Origin of the sequence: Pseudomonas sp. F(2018) (assembly GCF_005508865.1) — a bacterium.
In the GTDB taxonomy this organism is placed as follows: Bacteria; Pseudomonadota; Gammaproteobacteria; order Pseudomonadales; family Pseudomonadaceae; genus Aquipseudomonas.
In genome coordinates this window covers 914,715-926,856 of the sequence record NZ_SCOM01000001.1, presented here as the reverse complement: position 1 = coordinate 926,856, position 12,142 = coordinate 914,715, and the positions used below count along the sequence as shown (strand labels likewise).

Below are 12,142 nucleotides of genomic sequence, written 5' to 3'. Positions count from 1 at the left end.
GGCCTCCGGCTGGGTTTAGCCGAGATTGCGCGCCAGCGGTGAAATGACCATGACAGGCGAATGACGATTAGATGACGGCCAGCGCGGCTGCTCCGGCATGTACACTGACCGCTCGATCAGGAGTTCGCCATGCCACAGCTGCTCTCCCTGCGCCACTACCACCACGAACAGATCGCCCACAGCCACGAGCATGCCCAGCTGGTATTCGGCCTCAGCGGCCAGCTGGACTTCGAAGTGGGCGGGCGCGGCTGCCAGGTCTCCAGCCTGAGCCTGGCCGTGGTACCGCCGGGCGCTCACCACGCCTGCGCCAGCCCCCTGGGCAGCCAGTGCCTGGTGTTGGACGTGCCGATGGATGGCTGGCTGCAGCAGCGTCTCGGCCACCACGCCGATGCCAGTCGCCGCCTGTTGGAACGCCCCGGCCGTTTGCAGCTCGACCCGGCTCAGGGCCAACTGGTCAACTGGCTGGCAGCCAGCCCGATCAACGACGAAGTGATCGGCCAGCAAGGCGCCGCCCTGCTTCTGGCCAGCCTGAGCAACGCCGCGGCGCCGGCACCAATTTCGGTCGGCCTGCCGCTGGCCAGGATCGATGCCTATATCGAGCGGCACTGCGCCCACCCGCTGCAGGTCGCCGACCTGGCGCGCCTGTGCGGCCTGTCGACGGCGCGCTTCCACGCGCGCTTCCTCGCCGAGACCGGCCTCACGCCGATGGAGCATGTGCGCGCACTGCGCCTGCAACTGGGCCGCCGGTGGCTGCTGCACAGCCGCCTGCCGGTGGGCGAGATCGCCGCGCGGGTCGGCTACGGCTCGCAGAGCGCCTTCACCGCGGCGCTGGTCCGCGAGTTCGGCCTGACGCCGCGTCAGCTGCGCACCAGCGCCTAACGCGAGTCGCGCGACAAACTCCGCGAGTCCTGCGACAGACCGCTGTGCGCGGCACGCCTAGACTCTGCCGATCATCAGGAGAGTTGTCGTCATGCAGACCATCGAATGGCAGGACTTCGAACGCGTGGAGCTGCGCGTCGGCACCCTGCTCAGCGCCTACCCCAACGACAAGGCGATCAAGCCGGCCTACGTGCTGGAAGTGGACCTGGGCGAGCTCGGGGTGAAGACCTCCAGCGCCCAGCTCACCGCCCACTATGGCGCTGCAGAGCTGATCGGCCGCCAGGTGCTGTGCGTGTGCAACTTCGCGCCCAAGCGCATCGCCGGCGTGCGCTCCGAAGTGCTGGTGACCGGCGTCTACGATCAGGACGGCAAGGTGGTATTGGCCAGCTTCGACAGGCCGCTACCCAATGGCGCGCGCCTGGCCTGAGCCTGTTCCGCGTCACGCTTCACTCCGTTCCCGCAGTCTGGAAAAAATCATGCAACACCGCACCGCCCTCTTCGCCCTGCACCTGGGCGCCCTGTTCTTCGGCCTGTCCGGCATCTTCGGCAAGCTGGCGCTGGCCGCACCGCTGGTGATCGTGTTCGGCCGCGCCCTGTTCGCCGTGGCGGCCCTCGGCGTATTCGCGCGCCTGGGCGAGCCGCTGGCGACCATCAGCTGGCGTCGACGCCTGGCCCTGGCCGGCGCCGGCCTGCTGCTGGGCGGGCACTGGTGGGCGTTCTTCATCGCCGTGAAAGTCTCGGGCGTGGCGGTGGCCACCCTCGGCTTCGCCAGCTTCCCGGCCTTCACCGTGCTGCTCGAGGGGCTGCTGTTTCGCGAGAAGGTGCGCCTGGCCGAATGGGGTGTGGTGGCCCTGGTCAGCCTCGGTCTGGTGCTGGTCACCCCGCACTTCGACCTGGGCAGCGACGCCACCATCGGCCTGGCCTGGGCGATCTTCTCCGGCCTGCTGTTCGCCCTGGTCTCGGTGTCCAACCGCGCCACCACGGCCGGAGTGAAACCGGCCCAGGCCGCGCTGTGGCAGAACCTGGCGATCCTGCTGGTGAGCCTGCCGCTGGCCTGGTCGGCACTGCCCGAAGTGCGTGCGCTGGACTGGCTGTGGATTGGCCTGCTCGGCCTGCTGTGCACGGCGCTGGCACACAGCCTGTTCGTCGCCAGCCTGCGCGTGCTCAACGCGCGCAGCGCCTCGGTGGTGTTCGCCCTGGAGCCGGTCTACGGCATCGCCTTCGCCTGGTGGCTGTTCAACGAGCAGCCTGGCCTGCGCATGCTGTTCGGCGGCGCACTGATCCTGCTGGCCACGGTGGTCTCGGCGCGCCTGAGCAAGCGCGCGGCCAGCGTCGAGGATATGGCCTAGCGGTCGTTATGGCCCAGGTCACGCTCGGGGTCGATCAGGTCGCGCAGGCGCTGCTTGAGCACTTTGGCCTCGGGGAAGCCGCCATCGGCCTTGCGCTCCCACAGCTGAACACCGTCGCAGACGATGCGGAACACCCCACCGGTGCCTGGCTGCAGGCTGACCATGCCCAGCTCGTCGGCGAAGGTGCTGAGCAGCTCCTGGGCCAGCCAGGCGGCACGCAGCAGCCATTGGCACTGGGTGCAGTAAGTGATCACCACCTCGGGTTTGCTGGTCATGCGGCGGCTCCTGGCCTGAATCGGGGCGCCATGATAGCGCCGTAGAAAGGACAACGCCGTGGTCATGCCACGGCGTCGGCCTTCCCGCCCTTGATCATGCGATCTTCGCCAACAGCTCCCGGGCGCGCTCGCGCTCCTCCTCGTCACCCTCGCTGATCACCTCGTTGAGGATGTCGCAGGCGCTGCCGATGTCGCCCTGTTCGATATAGGCCAGCGCCAGGTTCAGCTTGACCAGGTGTTCGCGGTTGCCGGCCAGATGATTGAGGTCGCTGTGCAGCGGCCCCTTGGGCTCCTTGGTCGGCTCCGGCGACAGGTCGTCGCCCAGCACCTGCTCCTGGGGCAGCTCGGCGAAGGATTCCAGCACCTCCATCTCCAGCACTTCCGGCAGCTCCTGCAGGTTGGAGCGGAAATGCGGATCGGGCGCCTGCTCCTGCGCGGCCTTCGCCCGCCCCGACTGCTCGGGCCGGAAGGGGCTGACCAGATCCCAGTCGGCGTCCAACGACAGGTCGTCGAGATTGAGCTGGAACTCGTCCGGCGCCACCGCGAGCGGCTCTGGCTCGTCCAGCTGCAGCACCGCGTCGGCCAGCGGCACATCATCCTGCTGCGGACGTAGGGCGGCGTAGCGCGCACGGATCTGGTCAACCTGCACGTGGCTGGCGCTCAGCTCGCGCAGCCGGCGCTCCTGCTCGAAGAAGGCGGCGGCATCGGCCAGCTCGCCGTACACCTCGAACAGGCGCAGGTGCAGATCGAGCCGCTCGGGATACTGGATCAACGCCTTGCGCAGGACGTTACCGGCATCGGCGAAGCGCCCGTAGGCGATATAGATATTGGCCCCCTCCAGCGGATCGGCCGCGCTGGCGGGCATACGCCGCGCAGGAGGCGGGGCCACTGCGACAGGCTGGAGCACCTCCTCGTCTTCCTCGATCTCCGCTTCGACCTCTAGCTGCGGCTCGAGCACTACCGCTGGCTGCGGCCTGGCCGGCACCTGCACCTCCGGCCTGGACTCGGAAGCGATCGGGCCGCGCTGCGGCTCCGGTTCTCGCACCGGGCGCCGGCGGCCCAGCAGCCAGGCACCCAATAGCAGGATGAGGATCAGCAAGGCGCTGCCCAGCCACAGCACCCAACCCCAGCCGCGTTCGGCCGGTGCCGGCGCGGGCTGGCTGGCTGGTGGCGCCACCGGTTGCGGCTCGGCAACCGCGGGCGCGGGTGCGGATGCCGCTTGTCGCTGCTGCAGGTCGTCGCGGATCTGCTGCAGCTGGCGATCCTTCTCGGCCATCTGCGCCTGCAACTGGGCCAGCTGGCTCTGCAGAGCGTCCACGGCGCTGCGCAGCTCCTGGTTCTGCGCGGTGACGCCGGCCAGCTCGGCATCCACCTGGCGCCGCTCCACCTCGAGCGGTGCTACGGCGGCCGGCTGCTCGATCGGTTGCGCAACCGGCGCATCGCTAGCGACGGGCGCGGCCGATGCCGAGTCGGGCAACAACAGCTCGGCCTCGGCGCGCAGGCGATTGCGATCACCGCCACTGAACGCGTCTGGGTTGAGCGCATGCAGGTCGGCCATCAGCGCTTCGCGGCTGCTCGAGCTGCCGCCGGCCTGCAGGCGCCCGGCGATGGCCCACAGGCTGTCGCCACGCTGCACCCGGTAGCGCTCGCCACGGCTGGCCAGCGGCATTGCCCGCGGCGTCGCCGGGCGTACTACCGGCGCCGCAGCTTCCTGGGGCTGTGTCGCCGGGCTCGCCTGCGGGCTGAAGGCGGCCGAGCCTGGCGGGTCGATCAGCACCGTGTACTCGCGCAGCAGGCTGCCCCCCGGGCGTGCCACCTCGATGATGAAGTTCAGATACGGCTCGCGCACCGGCTTGCTGGACGCCACCCGAATCAGGTTGCGTCCACCGCCCAGCACCGGGGTGAAGCGCAGGTCGTTGAGAAAGTAGAAGCGATCGACACCGGCGCGATTGAAGTCTTCGACGCTGGCCAGACGCACCTTGATCTCATCGGCGCTCAGGTCGCCGACTTCGAGCAGTTCGATCTGCGCGTCGAGCGGCTGGTTCAGCGCCGAGTGCAGACTGATTTCGCCCAACCCCAGGGCGGGCACCAGGCCCGAATAGAAGACAGACCCCGAGGCGAGGCCCAGCAGCAGGTGACGGATACGAGCCATAGGCTCCTCCCCGACACGGCCTGACCGGCATATCCCTGGGCGTAATGATTATCCCCGGCGGGTCTGGCGTGTGCTCACACTGTCGGGCAGGCGCTCCCTTGCGGCCCGGCAAGCCCGCCCAGAGAGGTGGCACGTGAGTACCGAACTGGCGAGCATAAGGGCAGCTTAAGAAAGCACCGAAACAAACGCCAACGGCGATTTATGCTAAATCGCGATAGGTAAATGCTTGTATGTAACGGAAAGACCTGTAGCTCAGGTCTTTTCCAGATTGCCCAGAATGCGTGCGTGAACGCTCTGGCACAGGCGCTGCTCCTCTTCGCTGACGCCGGCGAACAGCTCCTTGCGCAGCTGCAGGGCAATGCTCTCGATCTGTTCGATCAACGGCCGCGCCTTGGCGCTGAGCACCACCTTCTTGGCCCGGCGGTCTTCCGGCACGGCGATGCGCCGCACCAGATCCTGGGACTCCAGACCATCGAGCAGGCGGGCCAGGGTCGGCCCCTCCACGCCCACGGTCTGCGCCAACTCGCGCTGGGTCGGCGCCTCCTTGAGCAGCGCCAGGTGAAGGAGAACCAGCCAGCGTGCCTGGGACAGGCCGAGGCCGGAGAGACGCCGGTCCAGCTCGGCGCGCCAGGCGCGGGAAAGCTGGGCCAGCTGCATACCGAAACTGTGGTGCGCGAAGTTGTGCATAAGAAGACTCTCACTGGTCTCTGCCGCCGCCCACTCCCCGAATCGTGTGGACAGCAGAAAAACCTAATTATTAGTCAACTAACCATAACTCCGAGAAAGCGAGTCGCCAAGTCCGCTGTCACCATTTGACATACTGATCCTCGACGAAGCCCCACAGGTTGTCGATCACCAGCGGCGCCCTGCCCGGCGGGCGCAGAGTGCCCTGGAAGCAGCCGAACACCTGCTTGAAGTTGCTGGCCAGCACGCCCAGGTTCAGTTGCTCGCGATGCAGGCCGTGGCCACGGAAGTTCAGCTCCACCTGACCGTCGCCGGAGACGATGCGCCAGGGTTTCAGCGGGTCGTCGCGATCGAACTGGAAGTGCACGCCGCCGACCGGCATCAGGGCGCCGTCCAGCCAATAGCAGTTCTCGCTGAAACTGGTCTCGTTGACGCCGCAGGACAGGTTCAGCCCCACTCGTGTGCCGGCCACCTCGCCGGACAGGCAGGCCCAGTTCCAGAAGGTCTCCGGGCGCATGTAGCCGGCCGACCAGTCGTGGTGGGCGAAGGCATTCAGCGCCTGCAGGTCGAAGTCACCCAGCTCGCTGCGCACGCTGCCCCGGCAGCGCACGCCGGCGACCTTCTGCGCGTAGACCCAGCCGTTCACCGCCGTCGGCGTGCAGATGCACATAGGCTCGAACTGCTGCTCGGAGAAGCTCGCCTCGATGCGCGTGCCGTCGTCCAGCTCTACCAGCAGGTGCTTGTCGCTGCCGCGATTGTCCAGGCGCAACAGGTTGGCGCCGCTGCGCAACTCGCAGAGACCGTCGTTGGGCTGCTGCGAGAACGCGGTGCCATGCCCCAGTGGCCGTTTGAACTCGCGCTCGATCATGCGCCCACTGGCCGGGTGGAACAGGTACACGAAGCCGGCGGTGAGCAGGCTGATGTCGGCCAGGGCGCAGCCGCCGATCAGCTCGTCACTGACGATGCCGAAGTACTGGAACTGATGAAAGCGCCGCCACTTGGCCAGGGTGCCGAGGCGGCGTCCCATGGGCGAGCGGAAGTCGAAGTCGCGCCAGTTCACGTGGCCCGGTGCGGCCGGGAAGATGCCGTAATGGGGTTGGCCGTTGGCCTGGATCAGTCGTTCCATGATTACTGCCGGCAGAGGAAAGCGCCGATGCTAGCAGCCGCGCCGAAGGCTGCCAGGGACGATTCACGCCAGCGCGGGGGGCGCTTCAGGTCACCACCTGGTTGCGACCGAAGGCCTTGGCCTCGTACAGGGCGCGGTCGGCATGCTCGAACAGGCTGTCCATGGCCAGGTCCGCCGCCGGCTGCAGGCAACACACGCCGACCGAGAGGGTCAGCACCGTCGCCGTCTGCGAGCCCGCGTGCTCGATGGCACGAGCCTCCAGGCTCTGGCGCAGGGTCTCGGCGCGCTGCCTGGCCTCACTCGCCGAGATGTCGTAGAGCAGCACGGCGAACTCCTCGCCACCCAGGCGCGCCGCCATGTCGAGCGGGCGCCGCGCCGCCTGCAACAGCACCTCGCCGACCTGCTGCAAGGCGCGGTCACCGGCCTGGTGACCATAGCGGTCGTTGTACGCCTTGAAGTGGTCGACATCGCACAGCAGCAACGCCAGCGAACGCTCTTCACGCTGCGCCTGGCGCCACAGGCGGCCCAGCTCGCGGTAGAAACTGCGCCGGTTGTGCAGGCCGGTCAGGCCGTCCTGGTCGGCCAGCACGCGCAGCAGGCCACTGACCAGAAAGTGCTCGCGCGACTTCAGCTCCAGCTGGTAGCAGCCGATGGCGCCGATCAGGTTGCCGGCCAGCAGGAACAGCAAGTTATTGAACAGGCGCTCCGGGGCCAGGCCGCCGAGCCACTCGAACAGGCCGTAGGCGAGCAGCACCAGAAACGAGGTGATGACCGCCTCGACCAGGCGCAGGCCGACCAGGAAGTAGGCGGCGATGCACACCAGCAGCAGCCCCTCGTAGGGGAAGGAAGGGTCCTGACTATGCCCCAGGGCGATGATGGCCGCCGCGCCAAAGCCCATGGCGCCGATGCAGGCGATGCCCAGCGGCGCCGCCAGCTGCGAGTGGCGACGACTGAGGATCACCCGCCCGCAGGCCAGCAACAGCAGCCCCACGCCGGCGCGAATGGCCAGCAGGGCCGCCAGCAGCGGCCCCTCGATCATCCAGATATCGACACCGGCGAAGGCCAGCCACACCAGCAGGGCATAGACCACCGCGACCCGCTTCAGCTCCAGGGTGTCGCGCAGCATGTAGGCGCGGTATTCGCGCTCCAGGGATGGGGCGAAACGCAACAGGCGATAGCCGCGAGACAGTTGCTCGGCATAGGGATTGGGCGGAACCTCGCCCAGCCAGTCGGGATGCAGCGACACCAGGACCTCGCTTATCGATCGCTTGGGCTAACCCTAGCGTTTTGAGAAACACGTCACAAGTTTGTCGCCAACGAATTGGCGTAAAGAATCGTTATCGCCGCGACATCAAACCTCGAACTCGGCCTGCAGCGCGGCACGCACGCAGTGCAGCACGCCCTCCGGCACCTGGCCGGCGAACTGCTCGGCGATGGCCGCCACCGGCGGCAGCTCGCCTTCGCCATCGAGGAAGGCGTCCTGAATCTCGCCAAGGAGTTCTTCCGGCAGATCCAGCGCCTGCTCCAGCGACAGCTGCTGGCTGGCGATGGCCTCGGCCAGCAGGTTGTACACGCTCTTCTCGCCGCAGTTCAGCTGGCTGGCGATCTGCGCCGGGGTCATGCCGGCGCGGGCCAGGCTGACCAGCTCGTGGCGCAGATCGGTGACCGCCTTGGGTGCCTCGGCGGAATCACCACCGTTGAGCACTTCGAGGAAGGCTTCGCCATAACGTTCCAGTTTGCGTGCGCCGACGCCGCTGACCTGAGCCATCTCGGACAGGCTGCGCGGCTGGCTGCGCAGCATCTCCAGCAGGGTCGAGTCGGGGAAGATGACGTAGGGTGGCACGCTGTGTTCCTCGGCCAGCTTGCGCCGCAGGGTGCGCAGGGCCTCCCACTGCTCGCGCTCCTCGCCACGCACCAGCTGGCTGGCGCTGCTGCCGCTGGCCTTGGCCGCCTGCTGCGGCTTGAGGTCACGCCGCAGCTCCAGGGTCACTTCGCCGCGCAGCAACGGCCGGCAGGCGTCGCTCAGGCGCAGGCCGCCGTAACCGTCCAGGTCGACGTCGGCCAGGCCGCGCGCCACCAGTTGACGGAACAGGGTGCGCCAGTCGCCTTCGGCCAGCGCCTTGCCGATGCCGAACACCGGCAGGTGCTGATGGCCGGAGGCGCGGATCTTGTCGTTCTCGCGGCCCAGCAGGATGTCGACCAGATGGCCGACACCATAGCGCTGGCCGCTGCGATAGATGGTCGACAGGGCCTGGCGCGCCGGCTCGGTGGCGTCCCAGGTCTGCACGTTGTCGACGCAGGTGTCGCAATGGCCGCAGGGCTTCTCCAGCACTTCGTCGAAGTAGGCCAGCAGGGCCTGGCGGCGGCAGCGGGTCTCCTCGCAGAGGGCGAGCATGGCGTCGAGCTTGTGCTGCTCGATGCGCTTGTGGCGCTCGTCGCCCTCGGAGTTGGCCAGCATCTGCTTGAGGAACACCACGTCCTGCAGGCCGTAAGCCATCCAGGCATCCGCCGGCAAGCCGTCACGACCGGCACGACCGGTTTCCTGGTAGTAGGCCTCCAGCGATTTGGGCAGATCCATGTGGCAGACGAAGCGCACGTTGGGCTTGTCGATGCCCATGCCGAAGGCGATGGTCGCCACCATGATCAGCCCTTCCTCGTTGAGGAAGCGCTTCTGATTGTAGGCACGCAGCTCGTTGGGCAGGCCGGCGTGATACGGCAGCGCCGGGAAGCCCTGGGCGCTGAGGAACTCGGCGACCTCCTCGACCTTCTTGCGCGACAGGCAGTAGACGATGCCGGCGTCGCCCTTGCGTGCAGCCAGGAAGGCAAGAAGCTGCTTGCGCGGCTGATCCTTGGGCTGGATGCGATAGAAGATGTTCGGTCGGTCGAAGCTGGAGAGGAAGCGCTCGGCCCGTTCCAGATGCAGGCGCTGGACGATTTCCTCGCGGGTACGCATGTCCGCCGTGGCGGTCAGGGCGATGCGCGGAACATGGGGGAACAACTCGGCCAGTTGGCCCAGCTGCAGGTATTCCGGACGGAAGTCGTGGCCCCACTGGGACACGCAGTGCGCCTCGTCGATGGCGAACAGGGCGAGCTGCGGCAGGCGCTGCAGGAAATCCAGCATGCGCGGCTGCACCAGGCGCTCGGGCGCCACGTAGAGGAACTTGATCTCGCCGCGACGAATGCGCTCGGCGATGTCGCGCTGCTCCTCGGCACTCAGGGTCGAGTTCAACGCCACGGCGGCCACGCCCAACTCGTCGAGCGTGGCGACCTGGTCTTCCATCAGTGCGATCAGCGGCGAGACCACCACGGCCAGGCCTTCGCGCAGCAGCGCCGGGACCTGGAAGCACAGCGACTTGCCGCCGCCGGTGGGCATCAGTACCAGTGCATCACCACCCGCGGCCACGCGTTCGATGATCGCCGCCTGCTTGCCGCGGAAGGCGTCGTAGCCGAAAACATCCTTGAGGATGCGCAGTGCCTGGGAATTGGGTGCCTGGTCGAGCATGCCGGTCTCCATAAGGGTCTGTTCCCGTTTCGTTTGCGAGCCGCGTTGCTGCGAGAAATGGCGCCAGGCTAGGCGCGGAATGCAGGCAATGGTGATCCCTTGTCAAGTTCCGCAACAACGCATGGCGCCATTTCTCGCGCAACCCGCAGGGCCGGGCCCGTTTTGGCGCGATACGTCGTTGCTCGACGGCTCATTTGGACGACCAAACTTCGCGTCTCGCGCCTAGCCTCGCGCCAAAACGGGCACCGGCGCGGCCGCAAACGAAACGGGAACAGACCCTGGGCGGCGCAGTATACGCGAGCGATGACGGCGGCAGGCCATCGCCCGTCGGCCGTGCTTTTGCGGGCCTGGGCGGCTAGAATCCCGATGTTTACTCACTCAAGGTAGTCCCACGATGTCCTTCGCCGAGCAATTGTCCCGCCTGCAAGCCTTCCTCGATGCTGATGATCTGCACGAAGAAGCTCTGGACTACGTGGCCGCCCATGGCTACCTGACCGCCCTGTGCATCTGCCCCGACCAGGTGCCGGAGCGCGAGTGGATCGACGCCCTGTTCGCCGAGCCGCCGCACTACCGCAGCGAGGCCGAGCGCGAAGAAATCGAAATCACTCTGCAGCTGCTCAAGGCCCACATCGCCCGCCAGCTGGCCAGCGACGACGAGCCGGAAATCCCCTGCGACATCGACCTCGGCGACGAGCCGGACGACTCCGACCTGCGCGGCTGGTGCATCGGCTTCATGGAAGGTGTGTTCCTGCGCGAGGCCGTGTGGTTCGAGGACTCCGAAGACGAAGTCAGCGAGCTGCTGCTGCCGATCATGGTCGCCTCCGGCCTGTTCGACGAGCAGCCGGAATTCGCCGAGATCGCCCGCGACCGCCATTTGGTGGACAGCATGGTCGACCAGATCCCCGAACTGCTCACCGCCCTGTTCCTGCTGTGCCAGGCGCCGGAAGAGAAACCAGCCCTTCTCAAACCCCGCCACCATTAAGCCGCGCCCATGGCGCACAGCGACATCCAGCAGAGCCGTCACCGCAGCGTGCGTTACGCGCTGCTGGCGATCGGCTGGCTGAGCGTGGTGCTCGGGGTGATCGGCATCTTCGTGCCGGTGCTGCCCACCACGCCCTTCCTGCTGCTGGCCGCGGCCTGTTTCGTGCGCAGTTCCAGGCGCTTCTACCTGTGGCTGGTCAACCACCCGCGCCTCGGCCCGTGGATTCGTGACTACCTGGAAGGCAACGGCATTCCGCTCAAGGGCAAGGTCTATGCCCTGGGCCTGATGTGGGCCAGCATCGGCCTGTCCTGCTACCTGGTGCCGCTGCCCTGGGCACGCGCCTTCATGCTCACCAGCGCGGTGCTGGTGAGCCTCTACATCCTGCGTCAGAAGACCCTGCCCAACCGCCGCTGAAGCGCACCGCGAAAGCGGAAAAAACGTGACGCGCTGCCTACACTTCATCCACCTCTCGTGGAGACATTTCCATGCCGTTGCGGCCGAGCATTCAGGGACGAGCCAAGCGCCTGCCGCCAGGCCGGCTGTTGCTCGGCGCCCTGCTCGGCCTGCTGCTGGCGATGGTGGCGCGAGCCAACTGGGACTTCGGTCTGATCCTGCAGAATGCCGAGCAGCGCTATGGCAACCTCGGCGTCGCCAAGGGCCGCATCGAGGCCTGGGACGAGCTGATCATCAGCAGCACCAATCTCCCCGAAAACGAGAAGCTGGCCGCGGTCAATCGCTTCTTCAATCGCCAGTTCCGCTTCTCCGACGACAGCCGCAACTGGCGGCAGAACGACTACTGGGCCACGCCGGTCGAGGCGCTGATCAAGGGCGCCGGCGACTGCGAGGACTACTCCATCGCCAAGTACTTCACCCTGCGCCGCCTGGGCGTGCCCAGCGACAAGCTGCGCATCACGTACGTCAAGGCACTGCGCTACAACCAGGCGCACATGGTGCTCACCTATTACGCCAGCCCCGGCGCAGAACCCCTGGTGCTGGACAATCTGATCGGAGAAATCCGCCCCGCGTCCCAGCGCAAGGACCTGCTGCCGGTCTACGCCTTCAATGCCGAGGGCCTGTATCTGCCAGGCCAGACCGGCAGGAAGAGCGACACCAAGAAACTGTCGCGCTGGCAGGATCTGTTGAAAAAGATGCGAGCCGAAGGCTTCGACATCGGAGAGGGTTAGGAGAGGCCT

General features: G+C 67.1%; 12 protein-coding genes. 6 read left to right on the top strand and 6 right to left on the bottom strand.

Annotation, left to right across the window (positions count from 1 at the left end; genetic code table 11):
* Window positions 1–129 precede the first annotated feature (129 nt).
* The 3 genes from FFS62_RS04520 to FFS62_RS04510 all read left to right on the top strand — a co-directional run bounded on the left by FFS62_RS04520 (window position 130) and on the right by FFS62_RS04510 (window position 2,228).
* Complete coding sequence (locus FFS62_RS04520; RefSeq protein WP_137971604.1) at window positions 130–879, top strand: AraC family transcriptional regulator; 750 nt, start codon at window positions 130–132, stop codon at window positions 877–879.
* 91 nt (window positions 880–970) lie between these two features.
* Window positions 971–1,306, top strand: coding sequence for a tRNA-binding protein (locus tag FFS62_RS04515; RefSeq protein WP_137971603.1), 336 nt, complete (start codon window positions 971–973; stop codon window positions 1,304–1,306).
* A 49-nt stretch (window positions 1,307–1,355) separates the two neighbouring features.
* Window positions 1,356–2,228 (top strand): DMT family transporter, encoded by an 873-nt coding sequence (locus tag FFS62_RS04510; RefSeq protein WP_137971602.1) that lies wholly within the window; start codon window positions 1,356–1,358, stop codon window positions 2,226–2,228.
* On the opposite strand, the gene FFS62_RS04505 is transcribed toward FFS62_RS04510, so the two are convergent.
* From FFS62_RS04505 to recQ, 6 genes are all read right to left on the bottom strand, one after another.
* Complete coding sequence (locus FFS62_RS04505; RefSeq protein WP_137971601.1) at window positions 2,225–2,503, bottom strand: SelT/SelW/SelH family protein; 279 nt, start codon at window positions 2,501–2,503, stop codon at window positions 2,225–2,227. The genes FFS62_RS04510 and FFS62_RS04505 overlap by 4 nt on opposite strands.
* 94 nt (window positions 2,504–2,597) lie before the next feature.
* On the bottom strand, window positions 2,598–4,655 hold the full coding sequence (locus FFS62_RS04500; RefSeq protein ID WP_171016264.1) for a FimV family protein: 2,058 nt from the start codon (window positions 4,653–4,655) through the stop codon (window positions 2,598–2,600).
* A 252-nt stretch (window positions 4,656–4,907) separates the two neighbouring features.
* Complete coding sequence (locus tag FFS62_RS04495) at window positions 4,908–5,342, bottom strand: MarR family transcriptional regulator (protein ID WP_137971600.1); 435 nt, start codon at window positions 5,340–5,342, stop codon at window positions 4,908–4,910.
* A 118-nt stretch (window positions 5,343–5,460) separates the two neighbouring features.
* Entirely contained in the window at window positions 5,461–6,465 is a 1,005-nt protein-coding gene (locus FFS62_RS04490) for a DUF2804 domain-containing protein (protein WP_137971599.1), read from the bottom strand.
* A gap of 85 nt (window positions 6,466–6,550) precedes the next feature.
* Window positions 6,551–7,711: a diguanylate cyclase gene (locus tag FFS62_RS04485; RefSeq protein ID WP_256662112.1), complete on the bottom strand. Its 1,161-nt coding sequence runs from the start codon at window positions 7,709–7,711 to the stop codon at window positions 6,551–6,553.
* A 105-nt stretch (window positions 7,712–7,816) separates the two neighbouring features.
* The gene (gene recQ / locus FFS62_RS04480) at window positions 7,817–9,967 is read right to left on the bottom strand and encodes a DNA helicase RecQ (protein WP_137971598.1); all 2,151 of its coding nucleotides are present in this window, start codon (window positions 9,965–9,967) and stop codon (window positions 7,817–7,819) included.
* A 394-nt stretch (window positions 9,968–10,361) separates the two neighbouring features.
* On the opposite strand from recQ, the gene FFS62_RS04475 reads away from it, so the two are divergent.
* From FFS62_RS04475 to lapG, 3 genes are all read left to right on the top strand, one after another.
* Window positions 10,362–10,949: a YecA family protein gene (locus tag FFS62_RS04475; protein WP_137971597.1), complete on the top strand. Its 588-nt coding sequence runs from the start codon at window positions 10,362–10,364 to the stop codon at window positions 10,947–10,949.
* Window positions 10,950–10,958: 9 nt separating this feature from the next.
* Window positions 10,959–11,363: a YbaN family protein gene (locus FFS62_RS04470; protein ID WP_137971596.1), complete on the top strand. Its 405-nt coding sequence runs from the start codon at window positions 10,959–10,961 to the stop codon at window positions 11,361–11,363.
* 71 nt (window positions 11,364–11,434) lie between these two features.
* A complete protein-coding gene (gene lapG / locus FFS62_RS04465) occupies window positions 11,435–12,133 on the top strand; it encodes a cysteine protease LapG (RefSeq protein WP_137971595.1) in 699 nt (232 codons plus the stop codon).
* Window positions 12,134–12,142: the final 9 nt, after the last annotated feature.

Bases quoted from the DNA above. Each gene is read 5' to 3' on its own strand.
- FFS62_RS04515 (WP_137971603.1), top strand. From the start codon at position 971: ATGCAGACCATCGAATGGCAGGACTTCGAACGCGTGGAGCTGCGCGTC.
- lapG (WP_137971595.1), top strand. From the start codon at position 11,435: ATGCCGTTGCGGCCGAGCATTCAGGGACGAGCCAAGCGCCTGCCGCCA.
- FFS62_RS04505 (WP_137971601.1), bottom strand. From the start codon at position 2,503: ATGACCAGCAAACCCGAGGTGGTGATCACTTACTGCACCCAGTGCCAA.
- FFS62_RS04490 (WP_137971599.1), bottom strand. From the start codon at position 6,465: ATGGAACGACTGATCCAGGCCAACGGCCAACCCCATTACGGCATCTTC.
- FFS62_RS04495 (WP_137971600.1), bottom strand. From the start codon at position 5,342: ATGCACAACTTCGCGCACCACAGTTTCGGTATGCAGCTGGCCCAGCTT.
- FFS62_RS04500 (WP_171016264.1), bottom strand. From the start codon at position 4,655: ATGGCTCGTATCCGTCACCTGCTGCTGGGCCTCGCCTCGGGGTCTGTC.
- FFS62_RS04520 (WP_137971604.1), top strand. From the start codon at position 130: ATGCCACAGCTGCTCTCCCTGCGCCACTACCACCACGAACAGATCGCC.
- FFS62_RS04510 (WP_137971602.1), top strand. From the start codon at position 1,356: ATGCAACACCGCACCGCCCTCTTCGCCCTGCACCTGGGCGCCCTGTTC.
- FFS62_RS04470 (WP_137971596.1), top strand. From the start codon at position 10,959: ATGGCGCACAGCGACATCCAGCAGAGCCGTCACCGCAGCGTGCGTTAC.
- FFS62_RS04475 (WP_137971597.1), top strand. From the start codon at position 10,362: ATGTCCTTCGCCGAGCAATTGTCCCGCCTGCAAGCCTTCCTCGATGCT.
- recQ (WP_137971598.1), bottom strand. From the start codon at position 9,967: ATGCTCGACCAGGCACCCAATTCCCAGGCACTGCGCATCCTCAAGGAT.